This window comes from Nitratireductor thuwali, assembly GCF_036621415.1.
Lineage (GTDB): Bacteria > Pseudomonadota > Alphaproteobacteria > Rhizobiales > Rhizobiaceae > Chelativorans > Chelativorans thuwali.
In genome coordinates this window covers 507,563-529,511 of sequence record NZ_CP030941.1, presented here as the reverse complement: position 1 = coordinate 529,511, position 21,949 = coordinate 507,563, and the positions used below count along the sequence as shown (strand labels likewise).

Sequence of the window (21,949 nt, the reverse complement as noted above, 5' to 3'; positions counted from 1 at the left end):
CTTCGGGGGCAGGAAGGTCCTCGTCGGGCAGTGGCTGGCGCAGCACCTGGATTTCCCCTGCGGCAAGCCTTTCCACCTCCAGCCGCTGGCGCAGGAGCAGGGTCGAGCGGCTCCAGTCGATCTGGGCATTGCTGATCCGCAGCCACACGCCCTCCCGGTCGGCGACCGTGATTTCGTCTATCGTTGCTTCCGAGGATAACGCCCCCTGAATGCCGCGTATGCGGATTTGGCGGTTGGGCGTGGAAAGCCGGTTCTCCAGGAGCTGGGTGAAGAACGATGCCTCCTCGGCCGGATCCTGCGCCAGGGCGGGCGCGGCCGTCAGGATCAGGCAGAGAGCGAGGAAGAACCGTCTCAAAACGCTTGTCCTATTCCGACATAGAAGGCGACGCTGGGGTCGTCCCGGCCCCGATCGAGCGGGACGGCGACGTCGAGCCTGATGGGGCCGAGGCCGGTCTGGTAACGAACTCCCGCGCCAACGCCGATCTTCAGATCCTCCGAAAAATCGGGAAAAGCTTCCGCACCCACATAGCCGGCGTCGACGAAGCCGACGATGCCGATGGACTGGGTCACCCGGGCACGGACTTCGGCGGAAAGTTCGACGAGGGAGCGCCCGCCGGATACGCCGCCGGGCGTTTCGACGCCGATGTTGCGATAGGCGTAGCCGCGCACCGAGCCGCCGCCGCCGGCAAAGAACAGCTTGTCGGGCGGGCTCTCGGCGATCGGCGGATCAAGCAGCGTGCCGATCTTGGCGCGGCCTGCCAGGATCAGCCGATCGTCGGCGTCGAGTGACTGATAAACGCGCGCCTCGGCGATGATGCGGGCTGCGGCGTTGCCGTAGTTGAACTCGTAATAGGGTTCAACCGACAATTCGGCGAAGATGCCTTCGGTGGCGTCGGCCGGGTTGTCGCGACTGTCATAGGCGATGCCGCCGAGGAAGCCGGCCGTGATGAATTCGCGGGTGCCGAAATCGTCCTCGAAGCGGGCAAAGCCGCCATTGACGAAGATACGGCCGGACAGCTCGTCGGTGAACTCATGCCTGAAGCCTGTCTCGGCGCTGACGCCCGTCCGGGTATAGGTTTCGAGCACTTCGCGCTCGCCATAGAGAGAGGCAACGAAACTGGTAAGCGGCGTGTAGACCCCGGGACGGGTGAAGGTGGCGCCAAGGCGATAGGTGAAGTCCTGCGGATCTATGCTCTTGCCGATACCGGACACCTTGCCCTCGACGCGCAGGCTTTCGGCGCGGCCGAACAGGTTGCGGTGCAGCCAGTAGGCCTCAAGGCCCAGGCCGTCCACCGTGGAGAACGAGCCGCCCACGCCGAAGCGGCGCGGAGGACGCTCCTGCACGACGATGTTCAGCGGCAGACGGCCATCGGGCCCGATCTCGTCCGCTTCCACTATGCGGGCGGCGCGGAAAACGCCAAGGTCGATCAGTCGCTCCCGCGCCTCTTCAAGGTCGTCCGGGTCGTACTCCTCGCCGGGCTCGAGCCCCGTCATCCACGCTATGAAGGCATCGTTCATGCGTTCGGTGCCCTGCACGCCCACATGGCCGTAGACGGCCCTGCGGCCGGGCGCGAGCACTATCGTGGCGGCGATCGTGTCGCTGGTATGGGCGGCGGTGACGCGGCTTTCCGCAATCTCGGCCTTGGCATGACCCTGCTGTTGCCACGCCGCCACCGACAGCCGGCCGGCCTTGATGATCGTCTGCGAGCCGGCGATCGCGCCCTCGCGGAAGCCTTCATCGGCCGGGTCTTCAACCGCGTCCTCGGGATTGGCCGCGGGGGGCGGGGCGTTCACGATGCGCGCTTCGGAAAAGCGGAACAGCGGTCCGGGCTCGATCCTGACCGTGACTTGCGACGGGCTGGGCAAGTCGACGATCAGCGGCAGGTCGGCGGCTTCCCGTCCATTGATCGCGATGCTGATGGCGCCGCCATAGCGGGCTTCGGCATAAAGCGCGTCGAGAATGCGCCTATAGTCGTTGCGCGCCTTGGCAATGAGCCCGCCGCTGCCGGAAGCGGGTTCCTCGCGGTCGTTCCACAGGCTCGAAGCCGCTTTCAGCGCGCGCTCGAGTTCCTCGTCCGCGCCCCCGACGATAAAATCCACGGAATAAAAATGGGGGGTGCCGATCACCTCGGCTTCGGCTTCCTCGTCCCCGCCGAAGAGCTTGAGGCCGAAAAGCTCCAGAGCCGAAGCCGGCGCGGGCGCCGCCATCACCAGCGCGCCCGTCGCGAGCAGTAGACGCAGGCTGTCCAGTATCGCGCGCTCTGCCCTTCCGCTACTCACCGAACCTGCCTCCCGGAACACATGTACAGTCGAAGCCGAGCTGGGCTTCAGCCAGATGCAACCAAAAATGCACTGAAAGCATTGGCTTCACGCGGCCTGTCCGACAAGAGGTAGCTCAATATGCCGGGCCAGCACAACCGGCCCATTGAGGCATTTTGGAGACCTGTTGCTGGAGAACATCATGAATCCACCGGAAGCGGACCTGATTGGGGAAAGCGGATCGATGTAAGACCATCGAGGCGGTGGGCAAGGCGAATGAAAGCCCCTATCTTCCCCTGAACGCCCGATATCCGAAACGGCATTCTTGGAACGGAGAGCGAATGGCGAAAACACCAAGCGCGAAGAAGCCAGCCACAAGGCGGACGGCCGCGGGCAGGGCGCAGCCCCGCAGCATTGCGGCGCGGCCGATGCCGGTGCGCGGGCAGGCGGAGGGAAGGAAGCCGGTTTACGTCGTCGACGGTGCGAGAACGCCATTCCTGCGGGCTCGGGGCCGACCGGGTCCGTTCACCCCTGTGGATCTTGCCGTCCAGTGCGGCCGGCCGCTGCTGGCGCGGCAGCCCTTCGCCCCCGAAAGCTTCGATACCGTCATTCTGGGATGCGTCAACGTCATAGCCGATGAGATGAACCCCGCCCGCGTCGCAGCGCTGCGGCTGGGCATGGGCGCTGCGATGCCGGCGTTCACGGTACAGATCAATTGCGGTTCAGGCATGCAGTCGATCGATACGGCCTTCCGCACGATCGAGGCTGGCAAGGCCGATCTCATCCTCGCCGGCGGCGCGGAGGCGCTGTCGCATTCGCCGCTCGTTCTTTCTCAGGCCGCCACGGGCTGGTTCAGCCGGTTCGCCACCGCGAAAAGTGCGATGGAGCGCGCTTCGGCGCTGGCGGCCTTCAGGCCCGATATGGCCAAGCCGGTCATCGGCCTGGAGCGCGGGCTGACCGATCCCATCACAGAACTCAACATGGGGCAGACCGCGGAAATCCTCGGGCATCTGTTCGGCATCTCGCGTGAGGCGGCGGATGCCTATGCGCTGGAGAGCCATCAAAGGCTGGCGCGGGCCCATGCGGAAGGCCATCTCAAGGGCGAGCTCATCCCCGCTGTCTCGCGCGACGGGACGCTCTACGACTATGATGACGGCGTGCGCCCGGACACGACCATGGAGAAGCTCGCCAAGCTCAAGCCGGTTTTCGAAAAGCCGTACGGGGAGGTCACTCCCGGCAACTCTTCACAGATCACCGACGGCGCGAGCTGGGTGGTGCTGGCGTCGGAGGAGGCGGTTAAAAGGCACGGGCTGAAGCCGTTGGCGCGCATCGTCGACAGCGAGTGGTCCGCGCTGGACCCCTCGATCATGGGACTGGGGCCGACGATCTGCTCCGTTGCGCTTCTCGAGCGGCAGGGGCTCGCGCGCGAAGACGTCGATCTGTGGGAACTCAACGAAGCCTTTGCCGCCCAGGTTCTGGCCTGTCTGGCCGCCTGGGAGGATGAGGAATATTGCGCCAAGGTGCTCGGGCTGGACGAGCCCTTCGGCCGGGTCCCGCATGATCGGCTCAATGTTGACGGCGGGGCGATAAGCCTCGGCCATCCCGTCGGCAGCAGCGGAAACCGCATCGTTTTGCATCTGGTGAACGCCATGCGCAGACTGGGTCTCAATCGCGGCCTCGCCACCGAATGCATCGGTGGAGGGCAGGGCGGCGCAATGCTTCTGGAGGTGGTCTGATGCCGGTAGCAAAAGCACCCGTCTGGCAAGTCCTCGAGCCGCGGAACCGGGAACTCGGTCCCGAGGGCCAGAAAGCTAAAAACCTGGAGCACTGGCGTTATGCCAGGGATGGGAACGAGGTCGTCTGGCTCATTCTCGACCGTTCCGGGGAAAGCGCGAACACGCTGTCCGAGGCGGTGATTAGCGAACTCGACACGGTGCTGGGCGAGATCGAGGGATCGGGAGCCAGAGGGCTCGTGATCCGGTCGGCCAAGCCCGGCGGCTTTGCGGCCGGTGCCGATATCCGCGACTTCCGTGGCGCCGACGATGCCGGGCAGATCGAGCCGCGTATGCGGCAGGCCCACGCGGTGATCGACCGGCTGGCGCGCTTGAAGATGCCGACGGTCGCCGTTATTCACGGCCATTGTCTCGGCGGGGGGCTGGAGCTTGCGCTGGCCTGCCGCTATCGGCTCGCGATAAGCGGCACCAGCTTCGGCTTTCCGGAAATCCTCCTCGGACTTCATCCCGGCCTCGGCGGCACGTTCCGGCTGACCGAACTGATCGACCCGGTCGAAGCCATGACGATGATGCTGACCGGCAAGAACGTCCATGCCAGGAAGGCCAAGGCGCTGGGGCTGGTGGACGCGGTTATCGAGGAAAGGCATGTTGCAAACGCGGTCGAGGCCGCTGTTGCCGGCAGGCTGGACCAGGACCGGCCCGGCTGGAAGGCGCGCGCGCTGGGCCTTGCCCCGGCGCGCCGGATGGCGGCGCGCCGCATGCGGTCGGAGGCCGAAAAGCGAGCGCCGAGACGCCATTATCCCGCCCCTTATCAGCTCATCGACCTGTGGGAGGAGCATGGCGGCGACCGCGACCAGATGCAGAAGGGCGAGATCAGATCCTTCTCGAAGCTTCTGGCGGGAGAGACGGCGCAGAACCTCATCCGCGTGTTCTTCCTGCGGGAAGGATTGCGCGCCAATGCAAAGGGTGACAGCGGCATTGAGCGGGTGCATGTCATCGGCGCCGGCACCATGGGCGGCGACATCGCTGCCTGGTGCGCGGCGCGCGGGCTCAAGGTTAGCCTTACCGATCTCGATCCCAAGGCACTGGCCAAGGCCATCGGGCGTGCTTCGGCCTTCTTCGACAAGAAGGTGCACTCCTCCATCGAGCGCCGTGATGCGCTGGACCGTCTGATGCCCGATTTCGACGGAGCCGGCGTGGCGGCGGCCGATCTGGTGATCGAGGCCGTGGCGGAGCGTGCCGACGTGAAGAAGAAAGTCTATCAATCCATCCTTCCACGGATGAAGAAGGATGCGATCCTGGCGACCAATACCTCCAGCATTCCGCTGGAGGCCTTGCGGGAGGGGCTATCTGCCGCCGACCGCCTGGTCGGACTGCACTTCTTCAACCCGGTCACGCGTATGGAGCTCGTCGAGATCGTTTCGCACGACAAGGCGGCAGCGAAAACGCTCAAGCGGGCCAGCGCTTTCTGCGGCAAAATCTCGCGCCTGCCAGCGCCGGTGAAAAGCGCGCCCGGCTTTCTCGTCAACCGCGCCCTGATGCCGTATCTGGTCGAAGCCTTCCTGATGATCGAGGAGGGAACGGCGAAAGAGGATATCGACCGCGCGGCGGAGCGGTTCGGAATGCCCATGGGGCCGGTGGAGCTGGCCGACACGGTCGGGCTCGACATCTGCCTCGAGGTGGCGCGAATGCTGGGCGAGCGGCTGGAGGGCCAGGTGCCGCCGGTGCCTGCCTGGCTGGCGCGTCACGTGGAAGCCGGCGAAACGGGGCGCAAGGCCGGCAAGGGGCTTTACGCCTATGACGACAAGGGCAAGCCCAGGAAACAGTCTCCCAAAGGCGAGAACGACGAGGCGCGGCTGGACCGGATGGCCGACCGGCTGGTGCTGCCCATCCTGAACACGCTGGTGCGCTGCCTGCGGGAAGGGGTCGTCCGGGACGAGGAGACCGCGGACGCAGCGATGATCTTCGGGACCGGGTTTGCTCCCTTCCGGGGCGGCCCGCTGCATTATGCCCGCCAGCGCGGCATCGACGATGTGAGGGCGGCGCTGGAACGCCTGCAAGACAAGCACGGCGAGCGTTTCGCGCCGGATGCGGGCTGGAACGATCTCAAGTGAGGCCGGGCAATCCGGGTCCGTTTCGGCGGCGACGGCAGAAGTCCATCCTTGCCCGATGCAGGAACCATCGGGCCCGCAGGCGCTTATCCGGGCAGTGAAACAAAGGAGGCGAAAATGCCGGCACGCTCGAAAGCGCAGCAAAAAGCCGCGGGCGCCGCACTTGCGGCCAAGCGCGGCGAGATGAAGAAGTCCGAATTGAAGGGTGCTTCCAAGGACATGGTCGAATCGATGACGGAGAAAGAACTCGAAGACCTGGCCGAAACCAAGCGCAAGGATCTGCCGCCCAAGAAGGACTGACGGTCGAGGATCAGCCGTCTTCCAGAACGGATAGAAACGACTTCAGCCAGTGGGCATTGTCGTGCTCGCGAATGCGCTTCATCAGTGCCCGCTGGCGTTGCTGCCGCTCTTCAAGAGGCATTGTGAGCGCCCGGCACAGGTTGCGGGCCATGTCGTCCACGTCGAAGGGATTCACGATCAGCGCCTCGCGCAGGTCCTCGGCAGCGCCGGCGAATTTCGAAAGCACCAGCACGCCCGGATTATCGATCGACTGGGCAGCGATATACTCCTTGGCGACCAGGTTCATGCCGTCCCGCAGGGGCGTTATGAAGCCGACTTGGCTTGCGCGGAACAGCGCCGCGAGCGCGTCGCGCGGGACGGTGCCGTGTATGTAGCGGACGGGCGTCCAGTTGAAGTCGGCAAAGCGCCCGTTGATGGCGCCGGAGAGCGCTTCCAGTTCCGTGCGGATCTCGACATAGGCCTCGACCTCCTCGCGGGTCGGCGTGGCGATCTGCATGAGCGCCACCGATTTGCGCATCTCGGGATAGAGCTCCAACAGCCGGGCAAACGCGCGCAGGCGGTCGGGCAGGCCCTTGGTGTAATCGAGGCGGTCGACGCCGATGATCTGCTTGCGGCCGAGGATCTCGCGGCGCTTCGTTTCGATCTGGACCTCCTCGTTCGCCTGCTCCGCCATTGCAACGAAGGCGTCGACATCGATGCCGATCGGGAAGCAGCCGGCATGGACGCTGCGGTTGCCGACGGCGATGCGTCCGTCGCGCTCCATCTTGCAGCCGAGATTTTCCTCCACATAGTGCTGCAGATTGCCGAGATCGGTGTTGGTCTGAAAGCCCAGAACGTCGAACTCCAGCAGGCTCTCGACCAGCCAGCGGTGGCGGGGACGGCGGCCAGCACTTCCGGCGGCGGAAACGGAATGTGCAGGAAATAGCCGATGCGCTGTTTGCAGCCGCGCTGCCGCAACTCCGCGGCGAGCGGTATCAGGTGATAGTCGTGGATCCAGATCAAATCGTCCGGCTCGAGCACGGGCAGCAGCGCATCCGCAAATTTCGAGGTGACGCGCCGATACCCCTCCAGATAGGCCGTCTTGTAGTCGACCAGGTCCAGGCGATAGTGGAACAGCGGCCACAGGACGCTGTTGGAAAAGCCCAGATAATACTGGGTATAGTCCTCGTCGGTGAGCGGGATCGTTACCTGCGTCACGTCGCCGATCTTGCGGATGCGCGGCTCGGGCTGTTCGTCGGCGCGCACGGTCTGGCCGTCCCAGCCCATCCACACGCCCCCGCGGCGGCGCAGGGAATCCGCCAGTCCGACGGCAAGGCCGCCAGACTGGGTGGTCCTTGTCAGGTCCGCAACACGATTGGAAACGACGACCAGTCTTCTCACACAACCGACTCCCAGGGTTTCGACAGGCGCCGTGCGCCATTGATGATGCCGACCATCGAATAGGTCTGCGGATAGTTGCCCCACATTTCGCCGGTGACGGGATGGGTGTCCTCCGACAGCATGCCGAGCGGGTTCCGCGTCTTCAGAAGCGCCTCGAAAATTTCCCGCGCCTCTTCCTGCCGCCCGATGCGGGTCAGCGCGTCGAGCCGCCAGAATGCGCAGATGTTGAACGAGACCTCCGGCTTGCCGAAATCGTCCGCCGCCTCGTAGCGCATCATATAGGGGCCGCTGGCGAGCGTTTTTTCAAGTTGGTCCACGGTGCTGACGAAACGTGGATCGCGCGGATCAAGGAAGCCCACCTCGGCCATCAGAAGCACGCTCGCATCGAGCGTCTCACCTCCGAAGCTCTCGACGAAGGCCTGGCGCTTTTCCGACCAGGACTGAGCCAGTATCGTTTCCTTGATCTCTTCCGCACGTTCTCTCCAGTACCGGACCCGTGCCGTTTCGCCGATCCGGCCCGCTATGCCGGCGAGCCGGTCACAGGCCGCCCAGCACATCAGGCTCGATGATGTGTGAACGCGCGAGCGCGACCGCAGTTCCCACATGCCGGCGTCGGGCATGTTGTAAACCTTGTAGGCCTGTTCACCGGCCTGTTCGAGCAGGTGAAAGTCTGTGATGGTCGGCTTCATCTGGATGCGGCGGTCGAAAAAGATCTGCGCCGCGCCCAGGATGACGTTGCCGTATACGTCGTGCTGGTAGTGCTCGTAGGCCTGGTTGCCGCGGCGGACGGGGCCCATGCCGCGATAGCCTGCGAAATTCTCCAGGATGTTCTCGATAAGGTCGCGTTCGCGGCCGACACCGAACACCGGTTGCAAATGGCCGCCGCCGGCATCGGCGACCAGGTCCATGAGGTAGCGGAAGTAGTTTTCCATCGTCTGCACGGTGCCGAGGCTGTTGAGGGCGCGCACGACGAAGAAGGCGTCGCGCAGCCAGCAGAAGCGATAGTCCCAGTTTCGCCCGCTATTGGGTGCCTCGGGTATGCTGGTCGTCATGGCCGCGATGATCGCGCCTGTCGGCTCGTAGGTGCACAGTTTGAGGGTGATGGCGGCGCGAATGACGGCTTCCTGCCATTCGAAGGGCAGGGCCAGGCTGCTCACCCAATTGCGCCAGTAGGAGCACGTGCGCTCGTCGAAGTCACGCGCCGTGTCGGCCACGCTGCCGGTCAGCGTCTCATCCGGACCCAGGATGAGGTCGAGCGGCGCGGAAAGGTTGAAGCGGGTCTCGCCGAGCACGTAGTCGATCGGCGCATCGGTGGTCAGCCGGAGCGTCATCTCCGGTCCGACATAGCACACATGGTTGGAGCCGCGCGTGATCTGCGGCCTCGAATTCCCGTAGGAGAAGGTCGGACGGCAGCGGATGGAGATGCGCGGCGTGCCGGAAATCGGCTTCACCCGCCGTACAAGGGTCTGCGGGCGGAAAATGCGGTCGCGCCAGAAGAAGCGCGGGGCAAGATCACGGATCTCCAGGGATCCGGATGCGCCATGCAGCCGGGTCACCAGAATGGCGGTGTTCTGCTCGTAGAACTGTTCGGTCTCGGCAAGATCCTCCAGATCGATGGAAAAGATGCCCTCGGCCGGTTCGTCCTCGCCGGTCAAAAGCGCGTTGAAAACGGGATCTCCGTCGAAACGCGGCAGACAGGACCAAAGATACCGGCCCCTGGGGTCGATCAACGCGGAAAAGCTGCAGTTGCCTACTGCGCCTAAGTTGAGTGTGCTCACTGAAATCTGCCTATTCTGTCAATTGTGGGGTTTCAAAATCGTCTGCCAGTTGGCTGAGCCACTGCCGAAACGCGCCGACGCCGTCAATACGGAATGCGGCGGCCGTTTCTCCTCCCCCGATCTTAATGGAAATACCGCCCCTTCGGGCGACCTCGTTGAATGCATCTTCGTCGGTCACATCGTCGCCTGCAAAAAGGGCCAGGCGGCCGGCAAAGGGCTCCTCCGTCATGAACGCCGTCACCGCGTCCGCCTTGTTCTCCTTTCCGGCCTTGATTTCGATGACCATCTTGCCTTGCAGGATCTGCAGGCCCTGGCTGCCGTCCACCGCCTCATGGGCCCAGGTCATGGCGGCTTCGGCCAGTTCCGGCCGCTGGCGGTAGTGAAGCGCAACGGAAGCGGATTTGCGCTCGATGACGATGCCCTCATGCTCATTCTGGAAGCGTTTCAGGCTGGCTTCGATTTCATCGAGCCGGCTCGTATCGATCGTGGCAGCGCTGCGCTCGCCGCCGGCGCCGCGCCTTTCCAGGCCATGGATGCCCGCCACAGGCAGGTTCAGCGGCCGAAGGAAGCGGTCGATCTCCGAGATTGGCCGTCCCGTGACGATGGCAACTGCGCCGTTCAGGCTTCGCGCCAGCCGTCCCAGCACCTCGCGGGTGGCCTGCGGCACGGATACGGCCTCCGGGTGTTCGGCGATTTCCGCCAAGGTCCCGTCGAAATCGAGAAAGATCCCGATCCGGTCCGGCCGCAGCCTGGAACGGTCGAGGGAGGTCAAAGGTTCTGGTGTGCCAGCCATATCGTCGAGCAAATTAACATGGAATCATACAGGCCTTGAGAGTGGCCGGGCGAAGGCTAGGTCATAGGGTGGCAAAAGTGAAGGAAGAGGCGTTCAATCGTGCGAGAAATGCGTGAACAAAGGAGGCAGGCTCCATGATCGAGAAGCTCCCGCCGACGGCGCTCGCCATGGGGCTTGCGCTGGTCTTGATGAGCCTGTCCGGCGTGAAGACAGCTGAGGCACGGCCCGACACGCGGGCGATGACCTGCGGACAGGCAGCCGCTCTGGTGCGCCAGAGTGGAGCCATCGTTCTCAGCACCGGCCGCGTCACATATGACCGGTTCGTGGCCAATGAGCGCCACTGCCCGGTATACGAGGTCGCCGAAAGGGCCTATGTGCCGACACGCGACGCCGCGCAGTGCTTCGTCGGCTATCGCTGCGTCATCGATCGCGACCGCGACGATCGCTGGTGGTGGCTCAAGCGACGGCCGTAGGGCGCGCGCCGGCCGCACGGGCGACGAAGCGGCGAAGGCGCTGCGCAGCCTCGCGCAAGGTCTCTTCCGTCTGGCACATGGAAACGCGAATGTGGCCTGCGGCCGACGGTCCGAAGCTGGTGCCCGGCATGACCGCGACCTTTTCGTCCTCGAGCAGCCGCCAGGCAAACGCCTCGCAATCGGGGTCGACCGCCGAAATGTCGAGCATGACATACATGCCGCCTTCCGAGCCGCGTATCTTGAGATCGCCGAGGCCGGTGATGGACTCCAGGAATGCTGCGCGCCGGCGACCGTATCGCTCTGCGATCTCCCTCACGCCATGGCCGTTCTCCACGGCTTCTATCGCCGCGCGGGAGACGAAGTCGGCAAGGCCGTAGCTGGAGACGAGATTCAGGTTGATCAGATGCCGCACCATCTCGGCCGGCCCCGTGAGCCAGCCGACGCGCCAGCCCGTCATGCCGTGGCTCTTGGACAGTGAATTGACAACCAGCGTTCGCTCCTTCATCCCCGCGAGCGCCCGCGGCGAGACATGTTCGGCATCGGCGCGGATGGTCCAGTAGACCTCGTCCGACAGCAGCCAGAGGTCGTGCCTGCGGCAGATTTCGGCGATGCCTTCCAGCGTTTGGCGGCTATAGACGGCGCCGGTCGGGTTGTTCGGCGAATTGATCATCAGGAGGCGGGTCTCTGGGCGCACGGCTGCCTCGATGGCGGCGATGTCCGGCTCGAAACCGCTCTCGGCTTTTGCGTCGACCTCGGTGAAGCTTGCTCCGGCCGCGCGCACGGTGCCCGGATAGGTGGCATAGTAGGGCGAGATCATGATGGCGTGGTCGCCGGGGTCAAGCACGCCCTGGCAGACGGCGAACAGCGCGCCCTGGCCGCCCTGGGTGACGATTATTTCATCGGGCGTCGTGTCTACGCCCGTGCATTCGGTGGAAAGCCGCGCCATGCCCTCGCGCAGGCGGGGCAGGCCCGGCAGCTGGATATAGTGGTGGTAGCCGCCGCGTATGGCTGCCACGCAGGCTTCGACGGTTCCTGCGGGCGTATCGAAGTCGTGGTCGCCAACCGACAGCATCAATATCGGCTCGCCCGCCAGCTTCTTGCGCATGGCGGCAAAGTGCACTTCCCAGCCGTCTTTTCCCGAAGGCGTGATGCCGGTGATGCGTTTTGAAGGCGTGGGCATTATAACAGTTTCCTGTTGACGGGTTGCGGCGACCCTGTTGGTCCAGCTATACGCCCGCTTCAAGAAGTAAACAGACGCGGCGGATATGCTGGTTTCGAATAGCAGACAGAACTTGCGCACGGAAGACGTTGCACGGACTGTCGATGAGGCTCTCCTGACACGTCGCTCCGTCCGTGCGTTCCTGCCGGACGCAGTGCCGGAGGAAACCGTCCGGGAGATCCTGGCGCTGGCCGCGCGCGCGCCCTCCGGCACAAACATGCAGCCGTGGAAAGTCTATGTGACGAGCGGAGAGGCCAAGCAGAAGCTCTCCGATGCGATTCTTTCATCCGGCATCCGGCCCGAAAAGATCGAATGGGACGACTACAAATATTATCCGGACAAGTTTTTCGAGCCCTATCTCTCGCGGCGGCGCGCGGTCGGCTTCGCGCTCTACAATTTGCTGGGCATCGGGCGGCGCGAGGTCGAGCGCATGCGGGCGCAGCACGACAGGAATTTCCTCTTCTTCGATGCGCCCGTCGGAATGATCTTCACCATTGACCGCCGGCTCAACAAGGGCTCCTGGGTCGATCATGGCATGTTCTTGCAGTCGGTCATGATCGCCGCGCGCTCGCGGGGGCTGCACACCTGCCCGCAGGCGGCCTTCGCGCCCTATCACCGCATCATCCGCCCGCTCCTGAATATCCCGGACGAAGAGATCGTCGTTTGCGGCATGGCGCTGGGATATGAGGACAAGTCCAAGCCGGAGAACAATTTGCGCAGCGAACGCGCGCCGCTCGACGAGTTCGTGACTTTCGTCAGGTAGAGCCGATCCCGGCGCCGGCTTACCGATTTGTAATCGGCCGGCAAGCACGCCGTAATGTTGGACGTGCCACACATCATGCGTAACCCGGCGCCGCCCGACGCGGCGACAACCATGGAGATTACGCATGATGCGCAAAGCGATCCTTGCAGCCCTCGCCCTGTCCTTCGCCGCCGGCACCGCCGCCGTGGCGCAGAACCGCGATGATGCTGGCAAACCAGAAACCGCGATGAAGCGCGACGGGGGCACGGGGGGCATGTTCCGGCATCTCGATGCCGACGGCGACGGCAAGCTGTCATCGGACGAGTTCGGCTCGATGCGCATGGGAAGGCTGCAGGACGCCGATGCCGACGCGGACGGCAAGCTCACCGAGGCCGAGATCGTCGACTTCCTCATCCAGCGCGATTATGAGCGCAAGGCGCGCCGCGCCGCGCAGATGCTCGATGTCGATGGTGACGGCGAAGTGACCATCGCTGAGATCGAAGGCCGGCAGGCCAAGCGTTTCGCGCTGCTGGATCGCAACGATGACGGTGTGCTCGACCAGGAAGAGCTTCGCCGGGCGCGTGCCGAAATGCACGGTATGATGGGCCCGCGCTTCAAGGGGCGCGGCGGCCGCGACCACCATGGCTGGCGCGGTGGGGACGAAGGGCTGCGGCATGGCGGCAAGCTTGAGCGCAGCTCCTTTGGCGCGCAGATGCCTGCTGCGATGGGCGAGCCGGCGGGTGAGCAGGCCGAGTAACCGTTTCGACGGCGAGATGAAAAGAGAGCCCGGCCTGGTGCCGGGCTCCGGCATGGCGGACGGACCTCAAATTCGACTATCTCAGTGCATCAACCGGGCTCAGTGCATCAACCGGGCGCGCAGTTCAGGATCGGGCAGGGCGCACATATCCGTTTTGCCAAAAAGCCGATAACGGCTTCTTGCCAGTTTGCCATAGAGCCAGTCCTGGGCGCCGCGCGGCAGAAAGCGAAAAACCTGCAGCAGGCGGCCCGCCCCGCCGATACGATTGCCTACGCGCATGATGGCATCGAGGGACGTGAAGGGGCGACCATCCACCAGGTAGAGCCAGCTGTCGGGCTCGGAGGGGTTCAGGCCGAAATGCCGCAGCACCGCTTTTCCCGTAGGCGACTGCACGGGGCATATCCGGAATTCGCCCGCCTTGTCGAAACGCGCGATAAGCCGCGCGCCCCTGGAACAGAGCGCGCATTCTCCATCCATGAAAACAATCGGGCTGCTGTCCTCGAAAAGAGGTACATCCGGGTCGGTTCGGTATGAATAGGGTAGCTTGTCGTCAACCGCATTCATGGCTTTGATCTATCTGACTTCATAGCCGGTTTCAGCCGCCGCCTCCTGCAGGGCAGCCCAAAAGGCGCGCGCGAAGGAGCGAAAGACGAATATCTCGAAGCGGTTTTCGCCGGATCGATGAATCTGGGCGAATATGTCGTGGTGAGCCGTCGCCAGGCCGGTGCCGGGCGGGAATGTGGTCAGGTGGAAATCCACGGCAAAGAGCTTCGACAGCACCCATTCGCAGGCGCTGCCTTCCAGCCTTATGCATGTCCGCCCGTGGGAGAGGTCCGTGACGGTCCCGGTTTCAGCGTCGATCTCGGCCCGCATCGTCTCGAACAGGCCCTGCCGGGCCGAACTGACGAGATAGCGGCCGGGTCCGATGCACAAAGCCGCGGCATCCTTGCTGGAAGCGGCGCTGTTGGCCGCCGTTCCTTCAAGGCGGAGCCCGGTCGCCCTGGCGATGGCATCGCGGAGCGCCTGCTCCTTGCCGGGCCACGCGCAGGCCTCCACGATGCGGGCGGGCGTCGCTTCGCTCAGGCGGATGCCGGTATCGCCGGCATGATTGGGAAAAGCGCCCGGCTCGAAGGCCGGCCCAAGGGGGGATTCGCGTTCAACCATGCATGCGCTTCCCTTCGGGGTCGAAGAAGTGGTGGCTGACGATCTCGACCGGGCCGAAACGGCCGCGCAGCGGGTCGGAGATGCGGGCGCGCGTGCCGTGGCGTGCCTTGCCGTCCTTGACCAAGGCCAGGCCGATATAGCGTTCGAGCTGTGGCGAATAACAGAAAGCCGTTATGTGGCCGATGCTTGTGCCAAGACCTTCAGAAGTTGAATCCTCGACGATGTGGGCCCCGCCGCCGAGCGGCCGGTCGTCGAGCGCGACGACGCCGACGAGACGTATGCGGCTTTTATCGATCAGCCCTTCGCGGTCCATCAGGGCCGAGCCGATGAACGGCTTCTTCTTGGACAGCATCCAGTCGAGATAGAGGTCGCGGGCAGTGGTGCGCCCGTCGATCTCCGTGCCGGTCACATGTCCTTTTTCGATCCGCAGCGCGCCAAGCGCCTCCATGCCGTAGGGCACGATGCCGAAGCGCTCGCCGGCCGTGATCAGCGCTTCCCACACATGGGTGCCGTGGCCGGCCCCGCAATAGACCTCAAAGGCAAGCTCGCCGGAGAAGGAGAGGCGGCAGATCATGACGGGAGCCCCGTCGATCTCGCCATGGACGATCGCCATGAACGGCAGCGTCTCGTCATCGACCCCCGTGCCGGAAACGCACGCCTCCAGCACGTCGCGCGACCGAGGTCCCGCGACCGCGGCGCCCGCCCACTGGTCGGTCACCGAGGTGAGATGCACCCTGAGCTCCGGCCAGACCACATCAAGATAGTATTCCAGATGCTGCATGACCTTGCCGGCATTGGCGGTGGTCGTCGTCATCAGGAAATCCTGCTCGCCGAGCCGCCAGGTGGTGCCGTCGTCCAGCACGATGCCGTCCTCGCGCAGCATCAGGCCGTAGCGCGCCCTTCCGACCTTCAGGGTCGAGAACATGTTAGTGTAGACGCGGTCGAGGAACTCGGCGGCGTCAGGGCCCTTGACCGCGATCTTGCCGAGCGTCGACACGTCGACGATTCCGACGGCATCGCGCACGGCTTTGGCTTCGCGGACATAGGCCTGTTCAACCGTCTCGCCGGCCTGGCCGTAGATCTGCGGGCGGTGCCACAGGCCCGCCTCCATCATGCGGGCGCCATGCTCAAGATGCCAATCATGCATCGGCGTCAGGCGGTCGGGCTTGAAGTGGCGGTGCCGCTCGGCGGCCAGTGCGCCGATGGGGACGGGGCTGTAGGGCGGGCGGAACCGCGTGGTCCCGGCCTCGGGAATGGAAATGCCGCGCGCCTCGGCCAGGATGGCCAGGCCCGGCACGTTCGACGTCCTGCCCTGGTCGGTCGCCATGCCCAGCGTCGTATAGCGCTTGAGATGCTCGACCGAGACGAAGCCCTCGCGGTGGGCAAGGCGCACGTCCTCGGCCGTCACATCATGCTGGAAATCGACAAAGGCCTTGCCGCCAGCCCTGATCTCCAGCACCGGAGCGGGTGAGGGGTCGAGGCCCTGATCTTCGGTCTGCGGGAGCCTGGCGCGTGAAGGCTTTTGCCCGCTGGCGGCGCGCCCGGCACTGCGGCCGGTCCTCAGCGCGTCGGCTGTCGTCGTCCCGCCGGTCAGTGCGCCCGCGCCCGACCAGTCCTGTTGGGGTTCCGGGGGCAGGAAGGCTTGCAGGAAATCGTCCCATCGGGGCTTGCCGCCGGCTTGGCTGGCAAGGTGGATCGCGGGCGACCAGCCGCCCGAAACGGCCAGAAAATCGGCTGAAATGGGCCGAGAATCACCCGAAACCAGCCCAGTTTCGGCGTCAAACCGGCGGAGAATCACCCGTTGCAGGCGCTTTCCGCTGGTTCCAACGACCGCATGGCCGAGCAGCGGCACCACTCCGGCCTCGCTGGCCAGCGCCCGCGCGGCGGCGGAAATTTCCTTGCGGACATCGATTATCGCGGCGATCGACGCGCCGGCGGCCTTGAGCACTGGCGCGGCGCGGTAGGCGCTGTCGTTGTTGGTGAAGATCGCGATCTTCTCGCCGGGCAGCACGCCGTATTCTACGGCATAGCGCATCGCCGCGCCGGCCAGCATGATGCCGGGCCGGTCGTTGCCGGGGAACACGATGGGGCGCTCGATGCTGCCGGTGGCCAGGATCACCTTTGCCGCGCGTATGGTCCAGTGGCGGTGGCGGGGCATGTCGGCCGGGCGCCGGGGGAGATGGTCGCCGACGCGCTCGAGGGCGGCAAGGGTGTTGCCGTCATAACAGCCCCACACGGTCGTGCGGCTCAGCACCTGCACGTTGTCCATGCGGGCGAGGCGGACGGCAAGCCCCTCCGCCCATTCGCGCGCGGGCCTGCCGCCGATCTCTTCGCCGGACCAGCGGGCCATGCCGCCGAGGGGGGGTCCTGCTCGGCCAGGATGACGCGCTTGCCGGATTTGGCGGCGGCCTCCGCCGCCGTCAGGCCGGCCACGCCGCCGCCCACCACCAGCACGTCGCAGAAGGCATTCATGCGCTCGTAGCGGGCGGGGTCGGGCTTGTGATCGGCTCTGCCGAGACCTGCGGCCCTGCGAATGAAGCGCTCGCAGAACATCCACAGCCGGGTGCCCTTCAGCGGTCCCGCGACAGGGCCCATGAAGGTTTTGTAGTAGAAGCCGGCCGACAGCAGCGGCCCGGCAAGCTGGGCGAGTGCGCCGAAATCATAGTCGAGCGAGGGAAAGCGGTTCTGGCTTTCCACGCGCAGCCCTTCGTGGAGCTCGATCTGCGTGGCCGGAATGTTGGGCTCGCGAATACCGTCGCGCAGCACGGTCACCAGGGCGTTTGGTTCGTCCGCTCCTGCCGCGAGAATGCCGCGCGGGCGGTGGTATTTGAATGAGCGGCCGACGAGAAGGATCCCGTTGGCGAGCAGCGCCGAGGCAAGCGTATCGCCTTCATGGCCGCTCATCTTCACCCCGTCGAAGGTGAACCCGACGGGCCGCGAACGGTCGATAATGCCGCCGGCGGCGGCGCGGCGCGGGCTCATCCGGTCTTCTCCCGCGCTTTTCGGGCAAATTCGGCCGAGACGATCTCGTGGCTGACCGTATCGCGGACAACCAGCAGATGAGAGCGGCAGCCGCCCGAATGCTGCCAGTACTCGCGATGCAGTCCCGCCGGGTTGGGCCGTTCGTAGACATATGCGTGCCAGGCGGCGGTGTCGGTGGAGGCGGGGTCCGGCCGGGTTCGGGCGGCATCGCCCTGATAGGTGAACTCGGCAAGGTCGCGCGGGCCGCAATGGGGGCAGGAAATCAGCATCTTTCGATCCTCAATGCAGCTTCGGCGTGGGCCCCTGGCCCTTTTCGTCGATGATGACGCCGCGCTCGAACCGGCTGAGGGTGAAGGGCGCGTTGATCGGGTGCGGCTCGTCCTTGGCAATGGTCCAGGCGAAGGAATAGCCTGAGGCCGGTGTGGCCTTGAAGCCGCCATAGCACCAGCCGCAATTGAGATACATGCCCGGCAGCGGTCCCTTTGTGATGATCGGCGAGCCGTCCATCGACATGTCCATGACGCCGCCCCACGAACGCAGCAGGCGCAGCCTTGCGACAGCGGGGAACATGGCCGTCATTTCGCTCATGACTTCCTCGACCAAGGGCAGATTTCCGCGCTGGGCATAGGAGTTGTAAAGGTCGAGGCTGCCGCCGAAGACGAGACCGCCCTTGTCGGACTGGGACATGTAGAGGTGGCCGGCGCCGAAGGTGACGACGCAATCGACAAACGGCTTGATGGATTCGGAGACAAAAGCTTGAAGCACATGGCTTTCGATGGGCAGGTTCTCAATGCCGGCGAGCTTCATCACGCGGCCGGTGCTGCCGGCGACCGCCACCGCCACCTTCTTTCCCCGTATGTCGCCGCGCGAGGTGGAGACACCGGCGATCTGATCGCCATCGCGCAGGAACCCGGTCACCTCGCAGTTCTCGATGATGTCGACGCCCAGCCGGTCGGCAGCGCGCGCATAACCCCAAGCCACGGCGTCATGCCGGGCCGTGCCGGCGCGCGGTTGAAGCAGGCCGCCGACAACGGGAAAGCGTGCCGACGGCGAGATGTCGACGCCAGGCGCATATCGGGCGATCTGCGCCGGCGACAACCACACCCCGTCGCCGCCCTCGTGGCGCATCGCGTTGCCACGGCGGATATAATCGTCGGCCTGAGCCGGCGAATGGGCAAGGTTGAGCACGCCGCGCTGGGAGAACATGACGTTGTAGTTCAACTCGTGGGAAAGGTTTTCCCACAGCCTCACCGAATGATCGTAGAAGCGGATGGATTCGGGCAGGAGATAGTTTGACCGGACGATGGTGGTGTTGCGGCCGATATTGCCGGAGCCGAGCCAGCCCTTCTCCAGTACGGCGACCTTGCGGATGCCGTGCTCGGCGGCAAGGTAGTAGGCCGTGGCAAGGCCGTGTCCGCCGCCGCCCACGACGATCACGTCATAGGCCGGCTTCGGGCTTGCCTTGCGCCAGGCCGGTTTCCAGCCGCGATTGCCGGAGAAGGCGTTTTTCAGGAGAGAAAGTGCCGAATATTCAGCCATTGTCTTGATCGGTCGTCCCCATTCGACCTGAAGCTATAGGGCACGAGCGCGGGCGGACGCAAATAATACGCCCTGCCTTTTCAGTTGACCGACCTTTCGGCTGAACCGGTGCCCTGAACGGCGTGGTTGCCCGGTTTTCGCGCGGCGACTATCAATGGTGCCGGAATTGAAGGGAATCACACCCGCGTGGCCAGCCTGTCGGATTTCGTCAAAGCATTCTCAGGCTGTCTGCTCCTGTTGACCGTCATCTTCTGTGCGCCGGCCCTGGCTCAGTCCGAGGTCAGCAACGGCTTTATCGCCAGCCAGGACGAGAAGATCGATGAGATCTCCCGGCAGACCGAGAAGCTTGTCGCCCAGCTTCGGGAGAAGGCGAGCGACGACACCGGCCTGGTCCAGATTCGCGTGGAACTGGAGAGGCTGGTGCGGGAGCTCCTTGCCAGCGGCGTCGCGTTTCGTCCGCGCATTTCAGAGATCAACGACAGGCTTGAACAGCTGGGACCCGAGCGGGCGGAGGGCGAGCCGGCTGAGCCGGAACTGGTCCAGCGCGAGCGCCAGAGACTGCTCGACGAGAAGGCGGAGATCAACGCGCTGATCGGCGAAGCCGAAGCGCTTTCACTGCAGATCAACCGGACGATAGAGCAGATCGCGCAAATGCGCCGCGACCTGTTCACCAGCGCGCTTTCCAGGCGCTACGACATAACCGCCGCATTGAGCAGCGACGTCGCCCACGAATTCCATACGGATATGGGAAAGGTCTACACGACAGTCTCCTCCTGGCTGCGCTTTGCGACCACGTTCAAGCTGCGGGGCTTTCTGCTGGCGGTGTTCTTCTCGCTGGCGGCAGCCCTGGTGCTGCATCTGGCCGGGCGCAGGCTCTTCGGCAATCTGATCGATCCGGACCTTCATGATGCCGAGCCGACTTATCTAAGCCGCCTTTCGCTCGCCCTGTGGTCGACACTGCTGCCTTCGGCTGCCTTCGCCATCTTCCTGGGTTCGGCCTATTTCTTCCTCGACACGTTCGGGATCCTTCGCGGCGATATTTCCGAGCTGCTTTGGACGCTGTTTTCCGTGGCGGTCGTGGTCTTCTTCGTCTATCGGCTCGCCCACGGCATCCTCGCGCCGACGCGGGAGAACTGGCGGCTTTTGCCGGTCCAAACGGGCGCGGCCGGCAAACTGTGCCTGCTGGTGGGGGCGACGGCGGCGGTTACCGCCTTCGACTTCTTCATGAACAGGCTCTACGAGCTGTTCGGCTCGCAATTGTCGCTGACGGTGGCGACGAGCTTTCTCGCCACCATAATCGTCGGCGTGCTGCTGATCCTGATCGGGTCGGTAAGGCCGTTCGCCGGGAAGGAGGGCGCGCCGCCGCGTCCCTGGCCGATCTCTTTTCGGGTGGCGATATATGGGTTTGCGGCGGCCACGATCATCGCGGCGCTGTTCGGCTACATCGGCTTTTCGAGGTTCCTGTCGCAGCAGGTCGTCGTCACCGGGGCCATCCTGACGACCATGTATATCGGTTTCCTGGCCGGGGGCGCCATGGCAGGCGACGGGATCTTCGCCGGATCGGCGGTGGGGCGGCTGTTGTCCCGGCGCTTCAGCCTGGACAGCACGACACTCGATCAGCTCGGGCTGGTGGCGGGACTGGCCACGAACGTGGCGGTGGTGCTGGTCGGAGCGCCGCTGATCCTTTTTCAGTGGGGCTTCCACTGGGCCGAATTGACCGCCTGGACCTACGGCATCGCAAACAGGGTCAGCATCGGCAACATCTCCTTTTCCCTCGTCGGCATCCTGACCGGGCTTCTGGTGTTCATCGTCGGCTATTTCGTCGCGCGCTGGTTCCAGGGCTGGCTTGACGGTCGGGTGATGGCGCGCAGCCGGCTCGACACGGGCGTGCGCAATTCGGTGCGCACCGCGGTGGGCTATGCCGGCGTGGTGGTTGCGGCCCTGTTCGGCGTTGCCACGGCGGGCATCGACCTGTCGAGCCTGGCGCTGGTGGCCAGCGCGCTGTCCGTGGGCATCGGCTTCGGCCTGCGCAACATCCTGGAGAATTTCGTTTCCGGCCTTATCCTGCTGGTCGAGCGGCCGTTCAAGGCGGGCGACTGGATCGTGGCGGGCACGGTGTCGGGAACGGTCAAGAAGATTTCCGTGCGGGCGACGGAGATCGAGACCTTCCAGCGCCAGACGGTGATCCTGCCGAACTCGGAGCTCATCAACGCGGCGGTGGGCAACTGGACCCACAAGAACAGCCTTGGCCGCGTGGAGATACCTGTCGGCGTGGCCTACGGGACCGATGTGAAGAAGGTGCATGCGATCCTCCTGGAGATCGCCCAGAACAATCGGCTCGTCCTCAAAAACCCCGAGCCCTTCGTGTTGTTTGCCGGGTTCGGCGATTCTTCGCTGGATTTCGAGATCCGCGTCTACCTCGCTGACATCCTGGCGCAGCTCGAAGTGCAGAACGAAATCCGCTTTGCCATCGTCGAGGCCTTCGAAAGGGAAGGCATCGAGATTCCCTTCCCGCAGCGCGATATCCATGTCCGCTCCGGCCCGGTCCCGTCTGGAGCCGGGGCGTCCGGATCGGACGGCAAAGAGATCGAAAACGAGGAAGCGCAGGCGCAAAACGAGTGAAGCGCACCGTTCAGTTGCCGTTCACATGGCTATGCCTATAAGGGTCGTGAATGACAGAGGTATCCGTCGCGCATCGTGACGTGGCGGAACGACAGAG

At 64.7% G+C, this 21,949-nt stretch carries 15 protein-coding genes and 2 pseudogenes; 7 read left to right on the top strand and 10 right to left on the bottom strand.

Annotation, left to right across the window (positions count from 1 at the left end):
• Nucleotides 1-351: 351 nt before the first annotated feature.
• A complete protein-coding gene (locus tag NTH_RS02520) occupies nucleotides 352-2,280 on the bottom strand; it encodes an autotransporter assembly complex protein TamA (RefSeq protein WP_338528524.1) in 1,929 nt (642 codons plus the stop codon).
• Nucleotides 2,281-2,687: 407 nt separating this feature from the next.
• On the opposite strand from NTH_RS02520, the gene NTH_RS02515 reads away from it, so the two are divergent.
• The 3 genes from NTH_RS02515 to NTH_RS02505 all read left to right on the top strand — a co-directional run bounded on the left by NTH_RS02515 (nucleotide 2,688) and on the right by NTH_RS02505 (nucleotide 6,403).
• On the top strand, nucleotides 2,688-3,995 hold the full coding sequence (locus NTH_RS02515) for an acetyl-CoA C-acetyltransferase (RefSeq protein ID WP_338531785.1): 1,308 nt from the start codon (nucleotides 2,688-2,690) through the stop codon (nucleotides 3,993-3,995).
• A complete protein-coding gene (locus NTH_RS02510) occupies nucleotides 3,995-6,106 on the top strand; it encodes a 3-hydroxyacyl-CoA dehydrogenase NAD-binding domain-containing protein (RefSeq protein ID WP_338528523.1) in 2,112 nt (703 codons plus the stop codon). Before NTH_RS02515 ends, NTH_RS02510 begins: the two co-directional genes overlap by 1 nt.
• A 114-nt stretch (nucleotides 6,107-6,220) precedes the next feature.
• Complete coding sequence (locus NTH_RS02505; RefSeq protein WP_338528522.1) at nucleotides 6,221-6,403, top strand: DUF3008 family protein; 183 nt, start codon at nucleotides 6,221-6,223, stop codon at nucleotides 6,401-6,403.
• 10 nt (nucleotides 6,404-6,413) lie between these two features.
• On the opposite strand, the pseudogene otsA reads toward NTH_RS02505, so the two are convergent.
• From otsA to otsB, 3 genes and pseudogenes are all read right to left on the bottom strand, one after another.
• Nucleotides 6,414-7,783, bottom strand: a pseudogene (gene otsA, locus NTH_RS02500) (alpha,alpha-trehalose-phosphate synthase (UDP-forming)).
• Nucleotides 7,780-9,561, bottom strand: a complete 1,782-nt coding sequence (locus NTH_RS02495; RefSeq protein ID WP_338528521.1) for a glycoside hydrolase family 15 protein — start codon at nucleotides 9,559-9,561, stop codon at nucleotides 7,780-7,782. Before NTH_RS02495 ends, otsA begins: the two are co-directional and overlap by 4 nt.
• A gap of 10 nt (nucleotides 9,562-9,571) precedes the next feature.
• On the bottom strand, nucleotides 9,572-10,354 hold the full coding sequence (otsB, locus tag NTH_RS02490) for a trehalose-phosphatase (RefSeq protein ID WP_338528520.1): 783 nt from the start codon (nucleotides 10,352-10,354) through the stop codon (nucleotides 9,572-9,574).
• A 134-nt stretch (nucleotides 10,355-10,488) separates the two neighbouring features.
• On the opposite strand from otsB, the gene NTH_RS02485 reads away from it, so the two are divergent.
• Complete coding sequence (locus NTH_RS02485; RefSeq protein WP_338528519.1) at nucleotides 10,489-10,827, top strand: hypothetical protein; 339 nt, start codon at nucleotides 10,489-10,491, stop codon at nucleotides 10,825-10,827.
• On the opposite strand, the gene NTH_RS02480 is transcribed toward NTH_RS02485, so the two are convergent.
• Nucleotides 10,811-12,007 (bottom strand): pyridoxal phosphate-dependent aminotransferase, encoded by a 1,197-nt coding sequence (locus tag NTH_RS02480; RefSeq protein WP_338528518.1) that lies wholly within the window; start codon nucleotides 12,005-12,007, stop codon nucleotides 10,811-10,813. The genes NTH_RS02485 and NTH_RS02480 overlap by 17 nt on opposite strands.
• Before the next feature lie 112 nt (nucleotides 12,008-12,119).
• On the opposite strand from NTH_RS02480, the gene NTH_RS02475 reads away from it, so the two are divergent.
• Both NTH_RS02475 and NTH_RS02470 read left to right on the top strand, forming a co-directional pair.
• Nucleotides 12,120-12,809 (top strand): nitroreductase, encoded by a 690-nt coding sequence (locus tag NTH_RS02475; protein ID WP_422392339.1) that lies wholly within the window; start codon nucleotides 12,120-12,122, stop codon nucleotides 12,807-12,809.
• A 124-nt stretch (nucleotides 12,810-12,933) separates the two neighbouring features.
• A complete protein-coding gene (locus NTH_RS02470; protein ID WP_338528516.1) occupies nucleotides 12,934-13,545 on the top strand; it encodes an EF-hand domain-containing protein in 612 nt (203 codons plus the stop codon).
• 99 nt (nucleotides 13,546-13,644) lie between these two features.
• On the opposite strand, the gene NTH_RS02465 is transcribed toward NTH_RS02470, so the two are convergent.
• The 5 genes and pseudogenes from NTH_RS02465 to NTH_RS02445 all read right to left on the bottom strand — a co-directional run bounded on the left by NTH_RS02465 (nucleotide 13,645) and on the right by NTH_RS02445 (nucleotide 19,230).
• Nucleotides 13,645-14,109: a thiol-disulfide oxidoreductase DCC family protein gene (locus NTH_RS02465; protein ID WP_338528515.1), complete on the bottom strand. Its 465-nt coding sequence runs from the start codon at nucleotides 14,107-14,109 to the stop codon at nucleotides 13,645-13,647.
• Nucleotides 14,110-14,118: 9 nt separating this feature from the next.
• The gene (locus NTH_RS02460; protein ID WP_338528514.1) at nucleotides 14,119-14,709 is read right to left on the bottom strand and encodes a sarcosine oxidase subunit gamma; all 591 of its coding nucleotides are present in this window, start codon (nucleotides 14,707-14,709) and stop codon (nucleotides 14,119-14,121) included.
• Nucleotides 14,702-17,691: pseudogene (locus tag NTH_RS02455) on the bottom strand (sarcosine oxidase subunit alpha family protein). Before NTH_RS02455 ends, NTH_RS02460 begins: the two are co-directional and overlap by 8 nt.
• The gene (locus tag NTH_RS02450) at nucleotides 17,688-17,960 is read right to left on the bottom strand and encodes a sarcosine oxidase subunit delta (RefSeq protein WP_338528513.1); all 273 of its coding nucleotides are present in this window, start codon (nucleotides 17,958-17,960) and stop codon (nucleotides 17,688-17,690) included. Before NTH_RS02450 ends, NTH_RS02455 begins: the two are co-directional and overlap by 4 nt.
• A gap of 10 nt (nucleotides 17,961-17,970) precedes the next feature.
• Entirely contained in the window at nucleotides 17,971-19,230 is a 1,260-nt protein-coding gene (locus tag NTH_RS02445; protein WP_338528512.1) for a sarcosine oxidase subunit beta family protein, read from the bottom strand.
• 186 nt (nucleotides 19,231-19,416) lie between these two features.
• Here NTH_RS02445 and NTH_RS02440 point away from each other — a divergent pair, with 186 nt between their 5' ends.
• Complete coding sequence (locus tag NTH_RS02440; RefSeq protein WP_338528511.1) at nucleotides 19,417-21,852, top strand: mechanosensitive ion channel family protein; 2,436 nt, start codon at nucleotides 19,417-19,419, stop codon at nucleotides 21,850-21,852.
• Nucleotides 21,853-21,949: the final 97 nt, after the last annotated feature.